This window comes from Shewanella sp. VB17 (genome assembly GCF_013248905.1).
GTDB lineage: Bacteria > Pseudomonadota > Gammaproteobacteria > Enterobacterales > Shewanellaceae > Shewanella.
The window spans coordinates 4,396,233-4,420,751 of record NZ_JABRVS010000001.1; the positions used below are offsets into that span (position 1 = coordinate 4,396,233).

Genomic DNA, 24,519 nt, shown 5'->3' on the forward strand with positions numbered 1-24,519 from the left:
ATGAATAAGTACCTGAGTATAAAATTACCACTAATTAGAACGTTATTTAAACACTGATTTTTTATACTTTTAATCTTGCATCAAAATTACGATTTACGTATAACTACTGACTGAATTTACTCATTATTTTTTATATGAAACAAGTTAGATCACTGTTAGAACATGAGTTCACTACGCTGGAAGAAGCATTCAAAAATCATCCTAAACATCGCTGTAGAACGCGTGCTCATGCAATATTGAGTAGTTATCATGGATTCAGTCTCAAGCAAATTGCACAAATATTATTGGTAAAACCCAGCACCGTATCTGGATGGATAGATCTATGGTTTGATTTGGGGATCAGCTTTCTTTATGACGGTAAGCGAACTGGACGACCAGAAATCTATAATGAAGCTGAAAACTTACAGTTAAAAGAGTGGGTCGATGATGAGCCTTATCAACTTAAACGAGCTCAGGCGATAATGGCATCAGAAACAGGCAAGAATGTCAGTAAATCAACGATAAAAAGAACATTAAAAAAAATTCAATTATAGCTATAAACGTGCCAGACATAGCCTAAAAAATCAACGTTATGAATCAGACTTTTTAGATTGTCAGCAAACATTAGCAGACCTCATTACAGCTGAAGAGGCTGGGAGAATTGAGCTCTTTTATTTTGATGAGTCTGGCTTTAGCCAGAAGTCAAACTTACCCAGCGCTTGGTCTCCAAAAGGAGAGCCGTTAGTGATGCCTTCATACTCTCATAGCAAGAGGCTTAATGTACTTGGTTTTTTAAGTAGAAAAGGAACACTTGTTTACCATACCACTGAAAGTAAAGTGAATACCGAGGTTGTTATAGAAGCTTTTGAGCACTTCATATCGACTAAACGTCTTGATAAATTAACGATTATCTACCTTGATAATGCTTCATTTCATCGCGCTAAGCGTTTTAAAGAAAAGTGCTATGAATGGTTACTAAAAGGGCTTGTCATTATGTATTTACCTGCTTATTCTCCCGAACTCAATATCATTGAAATACTCTGGAAAAAGATCAAATATGAATGGCTATCTTGCCATGCTTTTATCACGTTTGAGACGCTAAAAAATAGTGTGAAAGACATACTGGATAATTATCAGTCTAAATATTCGATAACTTTTAGTTAAGCACTTATCAACCTTACCTTTCCCACTAATCTCTTGCAGTAACGTGAAGTAATGATCAATTCTGTCAGCATCAATGCTATCAATATAATCAGAGTAGCCATTAATTATCCAATCGCGATATTGAGTAATATAGGCAAGATCTGAATTATCCTCCCAGTCAATCAATAAATCTGTTAGCCTGTATCGACTTAGCTCATGCTCTGCCCTTCCCGTAATGATGTCATAAACAGTGAAATTCTTGACCGTCGGCGGATGAACTTGTATAAATTTATTTCGTTCCTTTATGTTTCCTCTCAGCCTATCAGGTGGACGATTAATAATCGACACACTGAAAGTTTGCTCAGGATTTAATGACGAGTACCTTGTTATCTGGTTACGAATGTATTCTTCTGGAGATTTTATATTCTTTATTATGTCTTCCGTTTCTTTAATGTATTCATCAATTTCTTTTATTCTTTGAGTCTGAAGCCGATATTCTTCTTGTATATTTGTATACAATTCACCCGTTAACATTGCCTCCCATATTTCATGACTTAGACCATGAGGCTGTTCGATTCTATCGATGATAAATGCAGGAATATCACCTTTAATCAACGCCATGAGAGACACTTCCACATGGCTCCCTGTCACAGCTAAGGTATCTGTTGCCGATAATTGCATGCCAATGCTCATTGATGAAGCCTTGAGCCCTTCAAAATATCTCACTAAGTTTCTCTCAATGCCGATCTCTTGCTCAGTTTTTGAGTAAATTAGCTCAAAAGGGAATTTCTCATATAAATAAGACAGTGCTACAAATGCATTAAAATCAACATATCCTTCCCCTTGATTGTCATTGAAGAAAGCGGAGATTTCGTAAGCTGTGACTAACTCATCTAAATTGAAACGATTTAAGTCACTATCTACTTGTAAAAATGCACTAAAATAGGGTTGAGATTCTCTTTTATTCAGTTTACTGTCTGCGTCATAATCTTGATAAGCATGGTTAAATATCGCTTTAGAAAAAATGGCCTCGGTCGACAATACTCTAAAAATATCTGGCTTATTTTTTTGTGAATATAGAGTTTCAAAAGGCCCCATAGACTGAAAAGATGCGATAGATAAAATAGTATAGCTATCAAATATATTGTGGACAGGACGAGGTTCTCTTCCATAATGATAGATAATGTCCAAAGTCCAAACTTGGTGATTGATAAAGCGTTGTAACGTAAATAAAATATCATCAAATACTTGTTCTGTATGACGACTTTTTACATCATTAATAGTGTCAACTCTATTGTTCTCAAAATTCAATGATGTAAAAAACTGCAACATGGCATCCTTATTTCCCGGCGAAATATCAGGCATCACTTCAACACGCGAAAAAGATGTGCCGTCTACCACCTGATAATTGCACCATTAATATGTTAGGTATTTTTTGATCTTGGCGTTCCAGCAACAAGTCTTTCAGGGCATCTCTCTCTCGCTGTGCTTGTTGCTTTTTTCCTAATTCTGAATTTGCAGCCCCGTCATTTCCTAAATCTTCATACCGCTCAAACCTGTCATCATACTCACTTATTGCCTCCTCTTTAGATGTGATATCCCTCCTCAAGCTTAATATTGCTGCATCGAGATGATCTATCTTATTCTTGTCTAGAGCTTCATGTTCTCTGGATATGCCACTCTTAATTGTACAAAAAATTAATACAATGCCGATTGTAGCCATGTTAACAAGCAGTCTTGTTAACCACTTTAATACCACTTTACTGTCCTTTCTCAAAATAAATAGGTTACGATCATTAAAAAGCAGCACTTGTCCTCGCCCACCGACCCCTTTCGTTTTCTGATACCAATAGTCATTGTTATTGCTCTTTAATTAATTCATTTTATTCAGAATATTAATCATAAATAATTTGACAATATTATACTCAAGCAAGGTTAAAATGCTGAAACTGTATGTTGAGATGTGACTTAACTTTACATTTTTGATGAATAAATTGATCTAAATCTAATTTGAAGTAAAGGTTGTGAAAACTAAGCATGCCTGTACCATGAACTAATTGATGATAAACACTATTATTTCAAATCTAACCTAAACACTGATGCAGGCACTAAGGGAAACACTATGACCAATAAAGCTTGTGATCGCACTCGGCGTCACCTATTAAAAGGATTAGCCGCCACCTCATTATTAGGCCCACTAGGATTGTCACAGGCATTAGCAGTCACCAATAAACGTCTTTATATTGATGGACTTTCCTTTCTTCCTAACAACCTAACAGATATTCGAGCCTCAAAACTTGATGCCTACCTTTGCGATATTTCAGCCATTGAAACCATCGAACAAACTGACGGCACCATAAATTACAAGCGTACTTTCGACGCGTGTATGGCCAGTATAAAAAAAGCGAACAACATCGTTAACGCCAATCCAAGCATATTAATGCCAGGCGGAAATGGCCAAGACATCGCGCAGGCTGTAGAACAAGCCCGCACCGCAGTATACTTCCAAATTCAAGGGGCTGATTGCATAGAAGCTGATAGTGATGGCAACTCATGGTCACATCTTGATCAATTTCACCAACAAGGTTTGCGAGTACTGCAATTGACCCACCATTACGGCAATCGATTTGCCGGAGGTGCATTAGATAATGACGGTCATAAAAGCTTAAATAAGCCATTAATGGGTTTAGGTCATAAACTGATCGCAGCACTTAATCAGCGCAATATGCTCATTGATGTGAGCCATTCAAGCCCTCAGACAGCACTCGACACAGTCAAAGCAAGTACTAGCCCTATCATACAAAGCCACGGCGCTGCTCGCTCTATCGTTAATAATGCCCGTTGCTCACCCGATGAAGTCATCCGCGCCATAGGTGACAGCGGCGGTGTCTTTGGGGTGTTTATGATGAGTTTTTGGCTGACAAATAACCCTGTACCGACAATTGAAGATTATATTAAACAACTTAGCAAAGTCGCCCACATCGGCGGCGTCGATTGCGCAGCCATCGCTAACGACTACCCACTGCGTGGCCAAGAAAACTTACTTGCATTGAGTAACAATAATGCTGAAGGTATCAAAGAATATTTGCTTTGGTGGCACAGTTTAGCCGCAAAAAATGTATTAGGATTTGACCATGAACCGACCCATGCCGTGATCCCCGAACTCAACACTATCGACCGCATGAGCCGCATTGACGATGCGCTCGCTAAGGCGCGCTACAAATCCACCGACAGAGATAGATTCCTCGGGAAAAACTGGCAACGAGTGCTCAAAAAAGTGTTAGTGTAAACTGAGGAGCTAACAAGATGAAAGCACGGGTTACTTTATCTTGTTTCTTCACTGGTATGTTATCGTTCAAAGCATTCTTTGCTCCTTCGACAAAACAAAAGAGGTGGTGGCTATACTATCTTTTTGCTCCCTTTATTCTCTTTGGTTAACTGTAATAAATCCCACAAATTACCATAGAGATCTTCGAAAACAGCGACCAGAGCATCATCTTCGATTTTTTTAAGGTACTTGGCACTCTAAAAAATTTATACTCATAGAAAAACCATTGGTAATTCAAATAAAAATGCTGGGATTTATATGAAAAAAACGCAGATAACCATATTGTTTACACAGTAAAACCTATGCGTCCAACCAGTAAAAAAGGTCGTTCGCATAGGCTGTTAGCTAATAATCACTCACAAAAAATATTCAGTTCAACTCACTTACCAAGTTCGGTCGGATAAGCTGGTGCATCTTGATGTACCACAGGCTGATAGTCTTTAAGTTGGTTTTGTACTTCAACAATTGAACGATCTAACTGTGGATCTTTACCTTGATTGACTGCAACAGGATCCAGTTCAACCTCAATATCAGGTGATACACCTTCATTTTCAACACGCCATTGTAAATCAGGAGTGAAAAAACGAAAGTTAGGCACTGTTACCTGCCCCCCATCAACAAATGCTCGATTAGCATAAATACCAATTAAGCCTCCCCAGGTCGTCTTACCCACTAAAGAGCCTAATTTTAACCGTTTAAAGGCGTAAGGTAAGAAATCACCACCCGACCCCGCGTCTTGATCAACGATCATCACTTTAGGGCCATGTATTGCGCCAGCTGGAGTGCTGAACATCATCTCATCGGAACGGTATTTCCAACCTGATAAATACTCACGGCTCAATACATCCGTAATATAATTAGCAGCTTGACCACCACCATTACTGCGTTCATCTAAAATAATGCCTTGCTTATCAATTTGAGCAAAAAACATCCGGTTAAAAGAAGAATAGCCAGCGGTTGTGGTATTGGGTAAATACACATAGCCAATCTTACCCTTAGAGGCTTTTTCAACATATTTACGATTATTTTCAACCCAATTCCAATGCCGTAATCCAAACTCTGATCCAATAGGCTCAACCACTATAGTGCGACTATCTTCCACTGTCCCCTCTTTGCTAACGGTTAATCGTACCTGTTTATTGGCTTTACCTACGAATAATGAAAATAAATTGACTTTATCATTCGCCGTCTCACCATCTACCGCTAAAATATAATCCCCTTCATTCACATTAATGCCAGGTACCGCCAGCGGGGCCTTTAAATGCGGATTCCATAACTCACCAGTATAGATTTTATTTATGCGGTACAGACCATTTTCAAGCCTTATATCAGCGCCGAGTAAACCCACACTAACGGTTTTTTCTTGGTGAATATCACCACCAACAATGTAGTTATGACCCACTTGCATTTCAGAAATCATTTCACGCATCAACATACTTAAATCTTCACGGCGACCAACATGCTTAAGTAAAGGCTGATATTTGTTATAAATACTCTGCCAATCTAAACCATGCATATTGGCGTCATAAAAATAATCACGTTCATTACGCCATGCTTCATCAAATATTTGTCCCCATTCTTTAACGGGATCGATTAACGCTTTAACATCATCAGTATTCAGTATTTCAGCTTTAATGGTTTCGGCCACAGCAGCAGTAGAAAGTACGTTGCCTTCACCCACCAATAATAATTGCTTACCATCGGCTGAAACCGTCACAGCATTGATGTCGGTAGCCACATTTTCAACTTTGCGATCGTTGAAGTTATAACGCTTTAAATCGGATGTATCTAGTGGTTGACCGTTCACTTCAACACTCGCCCCCACTTGGACACCTTCGATAAAATACAGATTATTATCGTCTGCCGTGGTTAAGTTCCAATAATTACGCTGCGCTACCGGTAGCGCAACAATACGCTGCTGGATATTATCGAGATTAATGCTTGGGATTGCAGTGTCTTTGTCCTCTTTTTCTTTTTTATCATCGTCGTTATTGGCCATTTCATCTGCCAACTTAGGCATTAATGGTGATTTGCCATCTTGTTGCAGTACAAGTGCATATAAACCATAACGACGAGGCTTTTCTTGGCTCGAAAGATCAAGACCAAACGCTGAAGGGCCATGATTAGTAGAAGAGGCAAAGTACAAGTATTGACCATCAGCACTAAATACAGGTTCTGCATTATCACTCATGCCATCGGTAATTTTGTAATGTTTAGCCAACTTAATATTATACAAATATAAATCACTAAAATAATTCGCATTTATTTTAGTGTAAGCCAGCCATTCACCATCAGCAGAACCAGCAACATTATCTGCATTCACAGCAAAGCTTTTGCTGACTAATTCACTCTTACCAGAACCAAGATTTAATAGCCATAAGCCTCCAGCAGAGTCTCCATAAACAATATGTTGACCGTCTTTAAGCCATTCAAACAAAAAGAAATCAGCAGTGTCTTTGCCTAAATTGACCGTTTTAGTCACTTTGCCATATTGATCGGCCAGTGCTAGCTTATAACGACCCTCTCTATCGGTGATATAAGCAAGTTGCTCACCTTTTGGCGACCATAATCCATCACGCTCATGAGCCGCGGCATTATTGGTTAAATTATATGTACTGCCATCCTTAACTGGCACGCTATAAATATCACCACGAGCACTTAATAATACCCGTTTTCCCGAGGTTGACATTTGACTACTGGTTAATGCCGTCATCGCGTCTTTCCACTGAATCCGACGCTGTGGTAAGTCTGATTGAATCGTAATACTTAATGCTTTCGTTGCACCAGATAATGTATTTAACGTATACAGGGCTCCGCCTTTTTCAAACACAATGGTCGTGCCGTCAGCATCTGCATTAGCAATATCCCAATCCGTAAAATGAGTGACTTGTTCTACTTGATCGTTTTTATAACGATAAATATTCTTATGTTTGTCACGATCAGAAATAAAGTACACATCATCGCCCACCCACATAGGTGAGCTGTCGGTAAAATTGCCGTGGGGAATTTCGAGATAGCTATTTTGTGTTAAATCATAAATCCAGATGGGAGGAGTGGTACCACCGCGATGATTACGCCAACCATTTTTACCACCGTGAGCGAGTCGCTCGGGGTTATAGGCAAGTTTGACTCCGTCGGATGATAACTCACCATCAAAGACTACCGCTTGCATGATCTTATTGGGCATACCACCTTCAGTGGACACTTCGAATAATTGGCCAGTTCGATTGTGAGCAATATCTCGAAATGATGTAAATAGTACATGTTTACCGTCTGGCGACCAGCCTTTGACTGCATCAATACCAGGATGCCAAGTTAAACGACGTGGTTGCCCACCTTCGCTGGCCATAATATAAACATCTTGATTGCCCTCATAACCCGCAGTAAACGCGAGCCATTTACCATCAGGCGACAGGTGCGGGCTGTACTCGCTCGCGGCATGGGAGGTCATTCGCTTAACGTGTTGACCTTGCTGATCTGCGACATAAATATCACCAGCATAAACGAATGCCAATTTATCTTTGGCAATACTCGGCTGTTGTAATAACAAGGTTTCAGCATTGACTGTCGCGGTCATCATACTGGCTGCTGCCACTGCACTCATTATAAAGCTCTTATTGAACAACATATCTTCCCTTATTTTGGTCAAGAACAATCGGTTACCTGACGCTGTGATTCCATACTTGATTGGTGTTAAGTCAAGATTAACGCATCTTATTTTCATGCCATGTTAATTTTATTACTTCTGTTAGGCAATTTTTTATTGTAATGACTAAGACTTATCAATAAAACCAAATGAGCAACTCAACCTTATATTCAAAGTCGCTAATGCTGTGAGATGTCTTGTTTAAGAGGGAAAGTAATGCAATGGAGGCTATCTTATGCAACTCGTTTTACCCCATCTGGATAATAAGAGCGGCAAGGATTAAATTAACAATTATAATGCCAGAGAAATAATCTGGCATTATTTCAACTTTTTATAAATTCAATTATTGTCCTAAGCCATAACGATAAAGCATAGACATTAACGGTAACAATTGCCCTTCAACCTCTCCCTTACCTAAAGAAGAATCTTCACCATTCATTAGAACAACAATACCGGTGTTAGTCGTGCTATTGTATTGCATTCTTGCGCTGGCTCCCGGATCATCGCCATTGTGTCCTACAAATGCCCCGTTCCAAACCCAAAATACTCCTTGAACGTCTCCATCACTCGGTACGTCGGTTTGAGACGATAACATTGTATCAACGCTAGCTTGATTCAATATACGGTTACCTTGATATTCTCCACCATTAATAATGGTGATTAAAAACTTAGCTAAATCATTAGCACTGGCATTTAAATCACCCTCGTAAACCGTCGGATAGCTATACTCTGGCAATTCGATTGGCTCTAAATCTTCATCAAGTGTATATTGCACTGCTTTAGGATTAGTTGCACTTAATTGACTATATCGCCACGCGGTATTGTTCATATTTAACGGCATAAAGATGCTTTGCTTCATCGCATCGGCAAAATCAATATTCAACTTCTGCTCAACCGCATAGCCCGCAAGCCCACTAGCAATATTGCTATACAAAAATGTCGTATCAGGCAAACCTTTTTCATCATCGCCATGTACGCCGTCCATCACATAACGGCCATTTTTATTAAAATAGTCATTGGCAAAAAAGATAGTGGGATCAGTTGTTGTATTCTCGGGGCAACCTTCTCCAATAAAAAGCTGAGATAAAGACACTCCACTTTCATGAACAAAGTAACTACAATAATACCCTTCACTGTCTCGAATCCCTGAGGTATGAGTCACTAAATGGCGCAAGGTAATTCCGTCATTTTGATTTAATGGATTATTAGGATCAAATGATAAATTCATTTCCGTCAATTCATCCATTAAGCTTATTTCTCCTTTTTCAACTTTTTGCATAATACCGGTGGCTAAAATCGTTTTACTTATTGATGCTATGTTAAAAGGCGTATCCATAGTAACGGCAATCTCTTGCGCTATATTAGCAAAACCATACGCTTGTTGATAAACAATACGATCGTCTTTAATAACGGCAACGGCAATGCCTGGGATCTTGGTCGGTTTAAAATATTGTTCAAAGGCTGCATCAACCTCAATTTTACTTGGTATGGTATGAGATGGTGCGCCAACGGTTTGCAGAACATAATCAATAGGTGTATCAGAGCCGTACACTACATCTGCTAACCCATAAACCGACATTTCCACATCAGGCGTTACACCAATACTTTCTACCTTTGTGCCTTCGCTGTCGGTATAGACTTCATTACTTAAGGTCAGTTGCCAGCCATTAGGTAAAGAATGCTCAAGAGCGTCTGACACGCTACCATTAGTAGCTTCGCCAATTAACGTTACTTGTGGTAATGCTTTCAATGCCATAGATAAGGTTTCACCAGCACTAATAGTAGCGCGCCCAGTGATCACATAAACAGGCTTGGTATAAGCATCGATAGGAGACTTAGCAAGATTGAGTACATAATCATTACTTTCAAAATTGTTATTTTTGATGCTTTTGCTGCCAATAGCTTGCGCTAGATCATTGAAGTAACTTGCAATTTTAAGGGATACATTATCAAACCCACCGAAATTAAATCTTAAGTCAATAATGAGTGCATCAGTATTATCCATGCCAGATAAGGCCGCCTGCATAATCGTATCAGTATCCTCTAGATCTTGTTCAGTAAGTGCTAATTGCTCTAAAAAGTTATCCGCCTCTTCACCTACAGGATTCATAGAAGCTTCTCGAACAATACGAATGTAGCCGATATTATCTGACAGCTTACCCCATCGAATGGCATTATTGTTTTGGTAACGGTGTAGTTGACTATCTTGCAATAACGACAGAATAACTTGATCGTTATACCTTTCTAATTCATCCAGCGCTTTACCAAAGTCCTCGTTTGCATCAACAGTAACACTGCGTACGAATTCAATAACTTTGCTCCCCCTGACCTCAAGTTCTTCGCCATCAGACAAGGACAAATGCGTATCACCAAACTCACTAAACATATCATCCACGATTTCAAAAAATTCATCCTTTGTTGTCGTCGAAGTTATTTGTGGACGATATTCGTCATAAACACCTTGCCAGTCAATATCACGTAATGCAAAGAAGGCGTAATAATCATTGATGCTATGCCAGAGAAATTCGAAGTTCGTTGGCAAATCAGTCTGTGTTAATAAGTTCACGGATTTACAACTTTCAGGTAGCTTAGCTATCGCCTTATAAGATGCTTTGCTTGACGCCAAACTGTCTAGGGTCATTTGAGTTTTATCATGGTTAATCGATAAATACTTTATAAACCCTTCTATATCACTTAAATCTACTTCCGTATCTTTAATACAGCCAAAGCTATTAAAGGAGTAGCGGGTGAATTTTTCATCATCAAACGTCCAGAGATCACCAGTGCCTCTACGTTCCCAAACACCTTTATAGTGACTAAATACTGATGCTGAAACCTTGTCTACTTTCGTTGTTTGCGTTGTTTTTTTGTCGTCGGAGCTACCACAGGCAGATAATAATACTGTTGCCATTAAAGTAGAGATAGCAAATTTATTCATCACATATATCCCTAATGCAATTAAATGCGGAATAACCCGCAGTAAACGCGAGCCATTTACCATCAGGTGACAAATGCGGGCTATACTCACTCGCCGCATGCGAGGTAATGCGTTCAACTTGCTGACCTTGCTGATCTGCGACATAAATATCACCGGCATAAACAAATGCCAGTTTATCTTTGGCAATACTCGGCTGTTGTAATAACAAGGTTTCAGCATTAACTGTCTGTGTCATCATACAAGCTGCCGCCACAGCTCCCATTATAAAGCGTTTTTTGAGTAACATTTCTTCCCTTATTTTAGTCAAGCAGTAGTCGACCACATAACTTTTGTTATTTTCCATAATTATTTTGTATTACATTATTTTTTCATATTTTTATATCGCCTCAGTAAGGTAATGATAATAGCACTAGAAATCAAACCTAAAGTCGTAATTATAATTCATTCCGATGAATTATAATTAAACAAAACTCTCCAATTAAACAGTAGGATACTAGCCATTATTGGAAGAAGTGGCATTAACACAAGGTGAGGGCAAAGCATGAGTGTATGAATTAGATACAGAATATTCAATAAACACTCTTTACTCTATATGTAGAACGGTATATTTGAGTATAAATAGAGCAATACCAGATCGATTATCACTCGAAATCAGTTATAATTATCAACATCTAATTAATATGGCTATCGATGTAAAAATAGTGATACTACTGATATTTACGGTAACATTATCATAGTCAAAGAAATGAAAACTATTATGACACAGAGGGAAAGTAGGAACTCTAGTCAGGATTTACCGATTAACACAGACATCACTAGCAACCAGTTAGCTAGTTGCTAGTGACAATAGTGTTGAATATTCTTACTGATCACACAGTGAATATTCCCTAAGCAGCACTAAGCGCATCTTTACTCTCTGTTATATATTCTCTTAATTCTTCGAACAAGCTATCATCACTGTTAAATAGAGGATCATCAATCAACTTAAACGAGCACTGTTGTTGTATATTCTGCCAGTCTTTATCAGTCATTGTAGACCACATAGGGAAAATAATACTATTCTCATAAAGTATATGTTTTTTCTGCTCAGTTACATATAATTTAAGATCAATGGCTAAACGCTCTCTAGACACAACTGCATCATTTAAAATTAGGTTCAATTTCGTCATCAAAGAGGATGTAGAGTCAATCAATTTCTGGTGATCTATGGCTAACTCTTTACTATATTTTTCATATGGATATGTTGCAGTGTAGTAACTATCAATAATGTCTTCTAAAGGATCGTGGCTATTCTCTGCATAAGTTTTCATATACTCAATAATATCCCTAATTAGGGTATAGCTGACAGCTTCACCATTCTTTAATTTCTCATATTTCACCTCTAAAATATGAAGTAAATTCACGATATTTTTATGGTCATTATTTAGTCTTGTAAGCATAGTGACGTCCATATTTCGAATACCTTATATCAAGATAAAAGATTTTTATTACCTAAGACAATTCATGCAAAATCTTTGGATTCAAGTCGTGAAAACAAAAATTACCCATCGATATTTTTATTGCCTTACTCTGTTATACCAAGAGCCTCAGACTGGCTACCGCCTTGGGTGTCGCTACCATAAATGTTCATATAACCTTACTTTATAAATGGTTAATATATCGTTCTGTATAAAACTTGTCCATCATACTTATGGACTGTCTTTCATATTGTGCTTAGCAACTCACAAAATGCAATAAAATATAGGTGTTAATTTTCCAATAAATACCTAAACATAAAATCCGACATAAATAGTTAATATCGTAATGTACATTATTAAATTTTAAATAATTATAACTAGCTTAATTAAATATTAATGCTAAATTTAGCTCCCAACATCATGTTACTCAGTAAGAATCAGTTAACGTTATACACATTAATATAAAAAAGTAATGATAAAGAGTTAAAACTCTTTATTTAATACCTATAAATCACTCTACGATTCGTTTAATAACTATTGACAAGTCAATGTTTTTAATATAAAAATAGAACTGCATTCTTCTGAATTGTTGAAATCCAATTAATTTCACCTGCCTTATTCAAGTAGTCTGGATGTTGATATTGTAAAATAACTTTATTTCCATTTACTACATTCTTTTAATACAAAGGAGCGATTACAATGAATACGAAAGGTAATATACACACTGTTTTTTTAAGTGTATTATCGTCAATTTTTTTATTGTTATCATGGGTATCAAATGTTGCTGCCCAAGAACAATATTCTAACGTTAATCTTAATAAATATATGCAAGATATCGCTGATAAGAGCCCAACAGGTGCTTTTGAAATTGACTTGTCAGATCCCGAGCAATATGCTTTTTTATTAGCTAGATTCAAACAAACAGGCAAAAATGCGATTGAATCTCCTCATTTTTTCAGAGTGCTTGAGAATACACGCCAAGAACATATTTCTAAATCACTATCTCAACCTGATGTATTTGAAATTCTAGGTGGTTTTAAAAATCAAGATCACTTAATTGCCACCTTCAAAATTGAAAAAGATCAGGGTAAATTTTTTGTCTCGGCATTTTCTACCGTTCATGGTGGGAGTAATTTTACCTTCTTAGATGTCTCAGTCTTTGATGAAAATAATTCAGTTCAATTGACCCCTATTGGAACCGCTGAAGAGTATAATGAAGGTGCTCAGGTCGTCGCAACAACATCAGGTGATCTACCTAATGAGCCTAAGGTGGTTACCGTTAATTCACTGGAAAAAACAGAAATTAATGGCGTAACGAAATATCATTTTATATCACACAAAATGCTACTAAAGAGGGGAATTGACTATGATTTTGTTATCGATGCCCCAAAAGATAAAAACTTAGATGATGTAGTACAAGTATGCTTATCAAGAAATCACTCTGATTGTGATTATAGTGTTTTTGGCCAAAATTACATGAAAGTACCTTTTAAAGGCGCTGTGAGACTTCCTTATAAAATTAATAAAGAAGATATTGTTGCTGCTGGGACATATATCAAACTGAGTGCAGCAAAGTCAGGCGCTGATCAAAATGGCGGTAATGTAGGTATTACTGGTGGAACTGGTGAGCTAGTTTGGGATGATGGTCGCGGTGAAAAAACCTTTACTTCTCGTCTCGAAGTCAGTGAATCTCCAGGAGACAGCACCTTAATAACTTGGGATATTCCTCAAGAATTAGCTTGGTTTAAGAGTGAACAACTTTATGGCAACTTAGCCGAAGTTAACTGGTATTTACAGATCACAGTGAATGCAAAGGTCTACCCTACTATTCCATTGACCTACACTATCCGTACTGTAGCCACTAGCGACCAATTAGCCAACGAAAGTACCGAGTACAAAGAACTATTTCCTCCATTAACATTTCGCTGGTCATGCCTAGCTGAAGGTACGCAAGTAAGAATGGCCAATGGAGAAACCAAACAGATTGAAAACATCAATTATGGTGAAAAAGTACGCGCTAATGGTATGGATCTTACCGTAGTAGATCTGTCCATTGGTGAGGAATCTAAGCCAATGATCCGCATTATTGACGATAAGCAAAATAGCTTACTACTTACTCGCACTCATCCTATCATGACGAAAGATCAGGGTATGCTTTGGGCTAGTGAATTATCAGTTGGTGATCAAGTTTTTACAGAAAAAGGACTCTCTACTTTAGTCGTGGTAAGCCAAGAAATATTTGCTGGTAAAGTATATAACTTGAAGTTAGGTAACCAAACTGAACAAAAGACCATGAAGTTAAATTCAAATATGGTATTTGCTGATGGTTTCTTAGTTGGTGATCTTGCTATGCAATCTGACTTTACCTTTAGAGAAAAGAAAATTAACATTCTAGAACAGTTACCTAAAGAATGGCACATTGACTATCTTAACTCTTTAAAACATTAACTAATAATTGGTTATTGGATAGTATTCATGACCGAGTCTAATGGCTCGGTTTATGTTAACGTATTTTAGATATCTACTCTCAGCTAACTCATACCATCTTTACCCTAATGCTCAACGATTACGCCACGTAATTGCATTCTCTATAGCCTGTGATTTTCCATACTTGTTAACTGACCAAGATTTGTTCTTTGGTATTGTTCCCGATTTCCCTTGCGCCACCACAGTAACATAAACCGCCTCACACCCATCAGCTAATGTTACAGTCCGCCTACAGTAACTAATACCAACGGGTAGATCATTGGTCTTATCACTATGTGGTCTAATATGCTTACGACCAGCCTGGTGAGCCTTATCGTTAGCAGCACGACCAACCAAAGCACACAATTCATCTCTGCGTATCATGGCTGTACTAAACTCAGCCTTCTTGTAATTCTCTTGCCGAAACTCAGGTACTCTAACCATTAAGGTGCTTCTATTTGCAGATATATAACGTCCATACTTCATTCTATGCCTCCTAAAAATACCTTTATTCACTTTTATAAAGCTATTCGATGAATTTATAGCTCAACATTTTTAATGTTTTTTATGTCGATAAAATGTCCAACATTGAAAATAAACACTCAATAACACAGCCCTACTATTTAACGTAGAACTGTGAAAATATTGAATAGAAAATGATACTATTCATTAAGTAAGCAATGAATCAATCTTGGTATTGCATCAAATTAACAACACATTGATGCGCTTTACTATAACGGTCTAAAATAACACCATAACGAATCCTACTTTTTTCATAATAAATACGATTGGCTTCATTACGATCATTTTCAAAGCGATGGGTTGCTTCTAGTAATACAGGATAGTAATTCATTGACTCTTCAAAAAATGCATTTAATACCGCAGAGCTTCTAGAATAAAGCTTACTTAATCCCCCTGCTTGCTTAGTTTCTACATCACAAGATGTTATATATGCTATGCCATCCCAACTATCTAGAACTTTGCCAGTATCGGCGTTAATAGAGAAGAACGGGCGACTAGGACCATCAATATCAAGAAAAAAACTAACTTGATAAGCTAGATAAGCAGATAGATCACTGTCAATATCAATAATAAGTTGATTATGTTTATTCTCAACCGCTACATTCATATCATCGGTGATACCTAGATGACGTAAAGCAATATCAAACGCATCATCTGGCAACAGAAAAGCATCAGTATCTGCTAAATCCTGCTCTATATTCTGATAATAATTCCCAGAAATACTGACAACATTACCTCCTGTTGCTTTTTTTGATACGATATTCGTCGCATAAACAGGAATGTTTTTATAAAATTCTTGATGACGATTTATTTCCACATTATTGATATCAAGTTTAACTGTTGAAATGAAAGAATAATTTTCACCCAAACTCAATAAGGACTTAATACTCATTTCATCGCTGTATTCATACTGTGAATTATCAACCTCGACTCTCGTTGCAGCTGATACTGAACACACAAAACTTACATAGAACATAATAAAAAGTATTAATTTCATATTACTATTTTCACTCCAATAGTATAAAAGATATTAAAATATATTTCCTGAGAGATCACACAGAAAATACCATAAAAAGTGATCATAAAAACTTCTAATACTTATATAACTTTACATTTTATCTTTGTTAGTCAATAACATAAAAAACCAACATGGTTGAATGATAAGCATACACCTGTATACTTGCTTATAGTTAATACTCATAAAATTCTAGCATTTATTAATGCCTAAAAAGTATTCGAAGATACTTTATCCAGCTAAAATCCTCTTCATATTATCTTTAGCACTCTGCTTTTATAATCGAGTGAAACATACCGTTCTGTATAAACGATGTCTATAACACTTTTGGGGGGTTTTCACCTTCATAGCTTAAATAACAAGCTTTTAAAACATTTATGTATAAAAAGTGAAAATAAACTTAATGAACATGTCTATTATTTATTCTTAAACAAAAAAACTATAAGTATTCCTTGAATTATATTGGTCATCATTAATATATAATCACTGTCAATCATAGTTACATCCCATTAGTATGACTGTATTGACATTTTAATATTTTATTGAGTAATACATGGATCAAGCCGCAGCGATTATTTTTTATCTTGAAGGATTAACAGAAGATCCATTTGATGAATATATAATAAAAAATCATCTATCATCAGAATTTATAACGATGCTAAGCTCGAAATGTTGGCATCAAACACTAGAGAACAAACAGGACACCTTACTCGATACATTGAGACACGTTAGTAGCTACTGGAAAAATAAAACACTGATGAATGCAATAGCTGAAATTCATCAATTTAGTCAGCTCATTGTGATTAATCCTAGGCCATTAGAATTTTATGAAGATCTGACTGAGCTACTAATACAATATGCTACTGAAAATGATCAACAAGCTAAGTGGTGGGCCCATAAAATTATCATCGCTTGCTGTGGAAAAACACACCTATATAGTGATATGGGATTTAAAAATAGAAAAATGATCTCCGCTTTATTTAGACAACATTTTCCATTACTTGCCAATAAAAATATAGGCAATAAAATGCGTTGGAAAAAATTTATCTACCGACAATTTTGTTTAGCAGAGCAACTACCTTTATGTCCTACAGCTTCTTGTAGTGAGTGTCCATCTAAACAAGAGTGTTACACCGAAAACTGACTTATGGTACAACTTAAATTTATCAATATTGATAGCTGAATAATTAAGCTATCAATATTATACTCTATAATTATTCCTGTTATCGATTCAACGCTAACATAAAATAAATCCGCTAATTTACATTACATTAAATATCCATAATAACCAATATATCTTTATAAATTAGAAGAAGCTATATTTGTTTGTACGATTGCATCTAACTGGGCAGTCAGATCTAGCTTCCATTGATTTTCATATAAAATTAATGGTACGACCTCCACTCTCGTAATTTCAATCCGATTAACAACACTTGCTATTTTTACTAATGCATAACGTTTATCTTGATCATCAATTTCTCCAAGATAATGAAAACTTTTCATTATTAATGTATTAGAACCAGAGGTGTTTTTTATAATATTTAAAAATCTATTCATAAAATCTTCAGGTGATAATGTATTAATCACATCAAGAGGAACATCCATACCAAATGTCATCATTCTAAGCACAGAGAAACTTGATCCATTTTCAAACAACGCCATTATACTGTCTTTAAAATCCTCTAACGTATCAGGGTGAAAAAAAATGGCTGAGCCATTAAAACCTGTTGTTTGTAAGCTATTAAAGTAATCAGTCACAACCTGCTCAGTACTCGCTATTGGCTTAGATATATCGCCTGTTATCAGTAAAGATACATTCGCTATAGCCATAGTGTTATTGGTATAAGGAGTAAAATTTATCGATCTATCTGTGAGAATATGGCTATAAATCCATGATGATTCATCCAAACAATGAGTATTTATTTTCTGTAAATTTTCTCGACTACCAATAGCGGTATTCAATGTTTTATTACCTAATTGATCAGTTCGATATGTAAATATTTTAACACCTGATTTGTCTTGGTAATCTATATTATCGTTTATATTATGTTCAACTTTAATGCAAATTCTTTTTATAGATGAAAAATAGTCTGGTATAGATACGGTTGTAAATGCATAAAAAGGAAGATAGCCATTAGATAAATTATTAATATCAAAAATAGGCTCTGAAAATAAATCAGGTTCTTGTATATTAATAGGAGTGTAAAAATTCAAAGAAGAGCTAACTTCAACAGTTTCTATCTCTGCAGTAGTTGTAAATGACAGCAATACCAATATAAATGGTAATAATTTACGCATGATTATCCTTAATTTATTTTTTAACTTTAAATAATTGTTTTAATTATATATTCTATAATACTCATTAGATTTACAATCATGTGAATATTAAAAATAACACATCAACAATATCATACTTACAAAGTTAGAAACACAACCTAAAAGGATTACTCATAAAATACTACACTGAACGATTACACCTACAAACTCAATAAAAAAATAATATATTGCAAAGGTAATCACATTAAAAATTAAACTTACTGATGACTTTTATAAAAATGCCGCTAATAATAAAAAATTAGCGACATGACATGACATGACATGATATTTTGTTAGCAATTTAATCCAACAAAATCAATACTTGATCTAACATCATACTCGTAATTGAAAATTATTTTCTGCACTATTACCACCAAGGATCGTTTTTTGACCATTAGATATACGACTTCCATTAGCGTTTTGAATCTTGAAAACTTCCCAATAAGAAGAACTACGATCTCCAGGTTGAGCCACTTCACCTGATGGACATTGCGCATTTAAAGATTCATATTTCGCTTCTGAAATACTAAAGTAATTAAAATACTTTCTATTAGACAATCGCTCTCTTCCCCATGAGCCTTCAACCGTAACGTAATTATCTGAACTGTCGATAAGCCAATTCCAATGACTACCATCAGGTGCAGCACAATAGACATACGTTGTCTCTGCCTGAACTTTTGATACAGTAAAAAATGTGAATAATGCAACCAATAGCAATGTTAATTTCATTTTAAAACCTTGTTAATTGTTAGTTGTTAAATGGTTTTTACATGATGAAAAATACCCTAAAGGTTGATCTATATCAATATAAAAACAAAATAAACACCATCAACAAATATTTAAAACACTAAAAAATAACATTCACCAAGTGCTTTAGAAACTAAATAGACTCAAAATAAAACGCCAAAAGTTGCTCTCGATGTTAGAACAATGAACGATCCTAAAGTCTATTACAGCTCGGCATACCTAATTCAGCCTCCTAAAGCTGGTTTAAAAATACTATCTAAGTACTTTACTCAAAAACTCTTGAGTTCTAGCCTCTTTGGGAACAGTAAACAGCGACTCTGGCTTGTCGCTTTCAACGATGACACCACCATCCATAAAAATCACTCTATCAGACACATCTTTTGCAAAACCCATTTCATGAGTCACTATCACCATTGTCATCCCCTTATGAGCAAGTGACTTCATTACATCCAGTACATCCCCCACCATTTCAGGATCCAGTGCAGAGGTTGGCTCATCGAATAGCATCAGTTCAGGTTTCATGGCTAAAGCCCGAGCAATAGCAACTCGCTGTTTTTGTCCACCAGATAAACTCGCAGGATACGCGTTAACCTTCTCCTTTAATCCCACTTGCTCAAGTAACATTTCGGCTTCTACATCAGCTTGTTTAGAGGTCATCAAGCCAAGCTTTATGGGAGCAAGTGTAATGTTTTGTCTTACTGTTTTATGAGGAAAAAGATTAAAATTTTGAAATACCATCCCCACTTTTTGCCTTAATTTATCAACACATGCATTTGATGCTGTAATTGATTCGCCATCGATAAGAATGTCTCCTTTACTCGGTTGTTCAAGCAAATTAATACACCGTAAGAAAGTGCTCTTACCGCTACCAGATGGTCCTATTATGCTAACGACTTCTCCACGATTAATATGCTCATCGATGCCTTTAAGCACTTGGTTATCACCAAAACTCTTATGCAAACCATTAATTCTAATCACTTTTCTTTAACCTCATTTCAAATTTAGACAGCAAGAAAGTGAAGCTATATGTCAGTAACAGATAAATCAATGCACAGGTAAATAGCGGTACACTATCCTCGAAAGTACGGCTACGAATAATTTCACCCGCCCGCATCAAGTCAACACCACCAATAAAACCAATCACTGAAGTTTCCTTTAATAATACGATAAACTCATTACCTAAAGAAGGAAGGATATTTTTAATCGCTTGAGGCAAGATAACCTCTTTCATGGTTGCCCAATGAGGTAGACCTAACGAACGTGCAGCTTCCATCTGGCCTTTATCAACAGCTTGGATCCCCGCACGAATAATTTCAGAGATATAAGCCCCGCTGTTGAGACCAAATGCAATAATTGCAGCGGTGATTTTATCAATATCGAAGGACGCTAGCACGATAAAGTAAAGGATCACTAACTGTACAACAATTGGTGTACCACGTATAACGCTAACATAAAGATTAGCAGGCCAACGTAAATACCATTTCGATGACATCTTCATCAACGTACTAGTTACACCTAATATAGCTCCCATGATCATGGCAAAAAAAGTGACAATGAGGGTAACCTTAAGGCCATTTAAAATAAGATATATACCGATTAAACCATCTTGGCCAATAGGGTTAAATAATGAAGTATAAATTGCATCAATCATGGTTACTTCACTTCATATATTGGTTAACAAGCGCTTCATATTGGCCATTACTTTTCATCGTGCTCAAGGTATTATTAATGCTTTTTATTAATTCAACTTTTTCCTTAGCAACAGCAAATCCATAAAATTCGGGAGCAAAATCAAGTTTAATTAATTTAAGCTCAGGATTTTTATCCAAAAAACTTGCCGCAGGCTCACTGTCAAATAACACTAAATCAACCTTGCCATTTTTTAGTTCCATAATGGCCTCGAAACCAGTATTAAAAGCAGTGACATCTTCACTGTAATTTTTCGCCATAATATCGCCAGTTGAACCAAGCTGCACTCCAATATGCTTACCGGTTAAATCATCAACATTATGAATACTGTTGTTTTCCTTGCTCATCAAAACAACCTGTGTTGCTTCGTAATATGGGTCAGAAAAATTGACACTCGCCTGACGATCAGGCGTAATCGTCATTCCAGATGCAATGACATCAATTTTGCCTGCATTAAGTGCTACTATCAGTGAATCAAACTTCATATTTTCTATTTTAAGCGTCTTACCAGCATCCTCAGCAATCTGGCGAGCTAAATCAATATCGAAGCCATTAATTTCGTCGCCACTTACTCCACCTACGTATTCAAATGGAGGAAACGAAGCATTTGTACCAACGACAAGTACATCGCTAGGCTTACTACACCCAGCTAACATCAAAATACTGACTAAGCTTAATCCCCCTAAAAACAACACTGACTTCTTCATTTTTCACACTCTCTTTAGCTAAAATATTTTATTGGCAAAGACTATAGGCTGATATAGCTCAAAGTCAATAATTATGCGAATTAAATGATTCTGAATGCAAGCAGAAAGTATGTTTCACGGTAATCATTAAACGAAAAAAAAGCTTTACTGACCTAACTCTACAGCGTTATCAAATCTATTGATTTTTAAAATTAAGCATAAAAAACAACATGCGAAATGTGAATAAATAGTTAAATCATAAGGTGATATACACCTACATCAGCATGCAGATATATGTCGTCATCAGATGTCATACTAAGCTGCTTTGATATGTATTGAATTGAATCGAACCAATAAAACAATCTTGCAACCAAAGGTAACCATAAAACCAATATGACAACACTTAAAGGCGATAAGTTACACTTAGTTATACCCAACTACATTTAACAATAAATATAGACCTTAACTGCCAAGCAACTGATTTAATGATGACTACTTAGTCCCCCAGAAAAATAATCGCTGATATATAGGACACAAGTATCTCACCTCTTTATGGAAAATCGAAACGGCATCAAGTTTCAATTACCATAAAAAGACCTGAGAATTAAACTGTTATATTTTAGGTGATGTTAATGTCGATAAGTTAAAGCAACATAATGAATATAGAAATATAACACCTTGATTATGTACTTATCAGTGATTAAAAACCTGGATCATATTTAATCACCTATTATAAGCAAACAATCGGTAATAACGAATTTAAAAAACTAAAATCAACATCGACTATATTGAATTTTTAGTAGAGCCATCTATTAAGATAGATCCTCTTCATCTTTTATTCAACATAATGACGCTTATCAAACTAAATACTGATTGCCTTAATAGTAACATTTAACTAACATGCCGCTCGTCAAAAGAAATTAAACATAACAGCAACAAATTATAAACACAAAAGTAACTTAAAATAGCTTTAATTAGTTTTATATAATGCTGACATACACAAACATTAATATGGAAATAAGTAATTGAGTAATAAACAACACATTATCGGTGCATTAATAATAGCAAGCAGTCAACCTGTCGTCGCCGAAACAAGATCACAAGACATATATGATTTTATGCAAGCGTTTCATCAAAACCCTAAAGAGGTTATGGAGATACTGCCGACACATAGCCAACCATCTACATGGTTTACTGATGATGAGATAGCGTCAGGTCATTTCATTGAAATCAAAGATAAGTATCGTCAAGAATTGATACAAAAAATGCCTAGAACAGGATTTTCGAGTATACAAAGTAATGATAATCCTAAGTATGTGATCGACAATCCAAATACTTATCTAAATAATATATATGAAATAGATCAACAAATTCCTCGGCGACATCGTTTACCTGTTCAACCTTGGTCTGATTCATATTGGCCTATTTATTCTGGTGGATTAGCATATCGCTATGCAGACAGTGATTTAAGGCAAACATCACCACAGAATTGGCAAGAGTATGCTGATTTTTCAAAAATAACTAAACCAGTAGAAGACTATGTAGGTTATGCAAAAAGAGATTTATCGCCTGCAGAAAAGTATGACTTACTGATGGGAGACAATCAATCTACCTTAGCAAATAAGAATTGGAATGTCGGCCAATCTTACTATGAAAGAAATGGCTCTGTAGAACGCTGGATGGGTTATTGTCACGGTTGGGCAGCGGCAGCATATACCTTATCAAGACCAAGTAAAACAGTAACAGTAAAAGATGCAGCAGGAGAAAACTTGACATTTTATCCTGCAGATATAAAAGCACTTGGAACCTTGTTATGGTCAAGTGCATCATTTGACATGGGCTTTATTGGCGGGCGATGCAATACTAAGAACCCACAAAAAGATGAGAATGGTAGAACACTTGATCAGAACTGTTTCGATAATAACCCCGGTAGCTGGCATATCACTATACTTAACCAAATTGGTTTAAATGAACGTAGTGTGATCATGGATGCAACCTATGATTATCAAGTTTGGAATCAACCTATTCTTAGCTATAACGTAACCTATTTCAACCCTCAAACAGGCTATAATTACGCCAACTTAGATGATGCCATCATCGCTCGTGCTGATTATACTTCTGATAAGTTCGTTGATTATCGCAGTCCATCATACAACCAAATCGTTGGTGTTAAGATGAACGTACAGTATATTGTTGAGACGAATCCTACACACAGAAATAATGATTCGTCACGATATGATTCTATTTCCCAAGTTAGTTACCATTACGATTTAGAACTTGATCGAAATGGAAAGATTATTGGCGGTGAGTGGTATGGTAACAAGCACCCAGACTTTTTATGGGCTGCTAAAAAAGGTACTAAAGCTCGTTCACGCTACAATGGAACTGGTGTATGGGCTGAAGGTCAAAGCGTACCAGCATCTTGGCATTCACCTGCAGTCCAAGCGTCAAGATACAACCAACCACTATCTTCAGTCGTTGAAGAACTCTTTAGACGTTCATCTGGTAAGTAATTTATTCTAAGTTAACCTATAATATGTTCTAGCCATTGGCTAGAACATATTATTATGCGACTAAACACCGATTA

At 36.2% G+C, this 24,519-nt stretch carries 18 protein-coding genes; 5 read left to right on the forward strand and 13 right to left on the reverse strand.

What is annotated here, in order from left to right:
• The first annotated feature begins 134 nt into the window (after window positions 1–134).
• A protein-coding gene (locus tag HQQ94_RS19005) for an IS630 family transposase (RefSeq protein WP_173295896.1) occupies window positions 135–1,143 on the forward strand; the annotation gives its coding sequence in 2 pieces (ribosomal slippage) (window positions 135–515 and window positions 517–1,143; 1,008 coding nt in all).
• Here the strand turns inward: HQQ94_RS19005 and HQQ94_RS19010 are convergent.
• Both HQQ94_RS19010 and HQQ94_RS19015 read right to left on the reverse strand, forming a co-directional pair.
• A complete protein-coding gene (locus HQQ94_RS19010) occupies window positions 1,078–2,523 on the reverse strand; it encodes a hypothetical protein (RefSeq protein WP_173295897.1) in 1,446 nt (481 codons plus the stop codon). The genes HQQ94_RS19005 and HQQ94_RS19010 overlap by 66 nt on opposite strands.
• Window positions 2,492–2,881 (reverse strand): hypothetical protein, encoded by a 390-nt coding sequence (locus HQQ94_RS19015; protein WP_173295898.1) that lies wholly within the window; start codon window positions 2,879–2,881, stop codon window positions 2,492–2,494. The genes HQQ94_RS19010 and HQQ94_RS19015 overlap by 32 nt, the downstream gene beginning before the upstream one ends.
• Window positions 2,882–3,244: 363 nt before the next feature.
• Between HQQ94_RS19015 and HQQ94_RS19020 the strand changes: the two genes are divergently transcribed.
• Window positions 3,245–4,411 carry a membrane dipeptidase gene (locus tag HQQ94_RS19020; RefSeq protein ID WP_173295899.1) on the forward strand — a complete coding sequence of 389 codons (1,167 nt, stop codon included), beginning with the start codon at window positions 3,245–3,247 and terminating at the stop codon, window positions 4,409–4,411.
• 418 nt (window positions 4,412–4,829) lie between these two features.
• Here the strand turns inward: HQQ94_RS19020 and HQQ94_RS19025 are convergent, their stop codons facing one another.
• The 4 genes from HQQ94_RS19025 to HQQ94_RS19040 form a co-directional block, all read right to left on the reverse strand.
• A complete protein-coding gene (locus HQQ94_RS19025) occupies window positions 4,830–8,054 on the reverse strand; it encodes a S41 family peptidase (RefSeq protein ID WP_173295900.1) in 3,225 nt (1,074 codons plus the stop codon).
• A gap of 385 nt (window positions 8,055–8,439) precedes the next feature.
• Complete coding sequence (locus tag HQQ94_RS19030) at window positions 8,440–11,034, reverse strand: serine hydrolase (RefSeq protein WP_173295901.1); 2,595 nt, start codon at window positions 11,032–11,034, stop codon at window positions 8,440–8,442.
• The gene (locus HQQ94_RS19035) at window positions 11,027–11,320 is read right to left on the reverse strand and encodes a PD40 domain-containing protein (protein WP_173295902.1); all 294 of its coding nucleotides are present in this window, start codon (window positions 11,318–11,320) and stop codon (window positions 11,027–11,029) included. Before HQQ94_RS19035 ends, HQQ94_RS19030 begins: the two co-directional genes overlap by 8 nt.
• Before the next feature lie 601 nt (window positions 11,321–11,921).
• Window positions 11,922–12,473: a hemerythrin domain-containing protein gene (locus HQQ94_RS19040; RefSeq protein ID WP_254304103.1), complete on the reverse strand. Its 552-nt coding sequence runs from the start codon at window positions 12,471–12,473 to the stop codon at window positions 11,922–11,924.
• A gap of 717 nt (window positions 12,474–13,190) precedes the next feature.
• Here HQQ94_RS19040 and HQQ94_RS19045 point away from each other — a divergent pair.
• Window positions 13,191–14,939, forward strand: coding sequence for a Hint domain-containing protein (locus HQQ94_RS19045; RefSeq protein ID WP_173295904.1), 1,749 nt, complete (start codon window positions 13,191–13,193; stop codon window positions 14,937–14,939).
• A gap of 111 nt (window positions 14,940–15,050) precedes the next feature.
• Here the strand turns inward: HQQ94_RS19045 and HQQ94_RS19050 are convergent, their stop codons facing one another.
• Window positions 15,051–15,443 (reverse strand): hypothetical protein, encoded by a 393-nt coding sequence (locus HQQ94_RS19050; protein WP_173295905.1) that lies wholly within the window; start codon window positions 15,441–15,443, stop codon window positions 15,051–15,053.
• Between the two features lie 199 nt (window positions 15,444–15,642).
• On the reverse strand, window positions 15,643–16,476 hold the full coding sequence (locus HQQ94_RS19055; RefSeq protein WP_173295906.1) for a PepSY domain-containing protein: 834 nt from the start codon (window positions 16,474–16,476) through the stop codon (window positions 15,643–15,645).
• Window positions 16,477–17,047: 571 nt separating this feature from the next.
• Between HQQ94_RS19055 and HQQ94_RS19060 the strand changes: the two genes are divergently transcribed.
• Complete coding sequence (locus HQQ94_RS19060) at window positions 17,048–17,638, forward strand: nitrogen fixation protein NifQ (RefSeq protein ID WP_173295907.1); 591 nt, start codon at window positions 17,048–17,050, stop codon at window positions 17,636–17,638.
• 155 nt (window positions 17,639–17,793) lie between these two features.
• Here HQQ94_RS19060 and HQQ94_RS19065 read toward each other — a convergent pair whose 3' ends face one another.
• The 5 genes from HQQ94_RS19065 to HQQ94_RS19085 all read right to left on the reverse strand — a co-directional run bounded on the left by HQQ94_RS19065 (window position 17,794) and on the right by HQQ94_RS19085 (window position 21,953).
• On the reverse strand, window positions 17,794–18,792 hold the full coding sequence (locus tag HQQ94_RS19065) for a hypothetical protein (protein WP_173295908.1): 999 nt from the start codon (window positions 18,790–18,792) through the stop codon (window positions 17,794–17,796).
• A 351-nt stretch (window positions 18,793–19,143) separates the two neighbouring features.
• The gene (locus tag HQQ94_RS19070; RefSeq protein ID WP_173295909.1) at window positions 19,144–19,539 is read right to left on the reverse strand and encodes a hypothetical protein; all 396 of its coding nucleotides are present in this window, start codon (window positions 19,537–19,539) and stop codon (window positions 19,144–19,146) included.
• Between the two features lie 270 nt (window positions 19,540–19,809).
• Window positions 19,810–20,535 carry an amino acid ABC transporter ATP-binding protein gene (locus HQQ94_RS19075; RefSeq protein ID WP_173295910.1) on the reverse strand — a complete coding sequence of 242 codons (726 nt, stop codon included), beginning with the start codon at window positions 20,533–20,535 and terminating at the stop codon, window positions 19,810–19,812.
• Window positions 20,528–21,208 (reverse strand): amino acid ABC transporter permease, encoded by a 681-nt coding sequence (locus HQQ94_RS19080; RefSeq protein WP_173295911.1) that lies wholly within the window; start codon window positions 21,206–21,208, stop codon window positions 20,528–20,530. Before HQQ94_RS19080 ends, HQQ94_RS19075 begins: the two co-directional genes overlap by 8 nt.
• A gap of 7 nt (window positions 21,209–21,215) precedes the next feature.
• Entirely contained in the window at window positions 21,216–21,953 is a 738-nt protein-coding gene (locus HQQ94_RS19085) for a basic amino acid ABC transporter substrate-binding protein (protein ID WP_173295912.1), read from the reverse strand.
• 1,004 nt (window positions 21,954–22,957) lie between these two features.
• Between HQQ94_RS19085 and HQQ94_RS19090 the strand changes: the two genes are divergently transcribed.
• Window positions 22,958–24,445, forward strand: coding sequence for a peptidase (locus tag HQQ94_RS19090; protein WP_173295913.1), 1,488 nt, complete (start codon window positions 22,958–22,960; stop codon window positions 24,443–24,445).
• Window positions 24,446–24,519: the final 74 nt, after the last annotated feature.

Coding starts and splice junctions, on each gene's coding strand:
- HQQ94_RS19020 (WP_173295899.1), top strand. CDS start 3,245: ATGACCAATAAAGCTTGTGATCGCACTCGGCGTCACCTATTAAAAGGA.
- HQQ94_RS19025 (WP_173295900.1), bottom strand. CDS start 8,054: ATGAGTGCAGTGGCAGCAGCCAGTATGATGACCGCGACAGTCAATGCT.
- HQQ94_RS19030 (WP_173295901.1), bottom strand. CDS start 11,034: ATGAATAAATTTGCTATCTCTACTTTAATGGCAACAGTATTATTATCT.
- HQQ94_RS19035 (WP_173295902.1), bottom strand. CDS start 11,320: ATGTTACTCAAAAAACGCTTTATAATGGGAGCTGTGGCGGCAGCTTGT.
- HQQ94_RS19040 (WP_254304103.1), bottom strand. CDS start 12,473: ATGCTTACAAGACTAAATAATGACCATAAAAATATCGTGAATTTACTT.
- HQQ94_RS19045 (WP_173295904.1), top strand. CDS start 13,191: ATGAATACGAAAGGTAATATACACACTGTTTTTTTAAGTGTATTATCG.
- HQQ94_RS19050 (WP_173295905.1), bottom strand. CDS start 15,443: ATGAAGTATGGACGTTATATATCTGCAAATAGAAGCACCTTAATGGTT.
- HQQ94_RS19055 (WP_173295906.1), bottom strand. CDS start 16,476: ATGAAATTAATACTTTTTATTATGTTCTATGTAAGTTTTGTGTGTTCA.
- HQQ94_RS19060 (WP_173295907.1), top strand. CDS start 17,048: ATGGATCAAGCCGCAGCGATTATTTTTTATCTTGAAGGATTAACAGAA.
- HQQ94_RS19065 (WP_173295908.1), bottom strand. CDS start 18,792: ATGCGTAAATTATTACCATTTATATTGGTATTGCTGTCATTTACAACT.
- HQQ94_RS19070 (WP_173295909.1), bottom strand. CDS start 19,539: ATGAAATTAACATTGCTATTGGTTGCATTATTCACATTTTTTACTGTA.
- HQQ94_RS19080 (WP_173295911.1), bottom strand. CDS start 21,208: ATGATTGATGCAATTTATACTTCATTATTTAACCCTATTGGCCAAGAT.
- HQQ94_RS19085 (WP_173295912.1), bottom strand. CDS start 21,953: ATGAAGAAGTCAGTGTTGTTTTTAGGGGGATTAAGCTTAGTCAGTATT.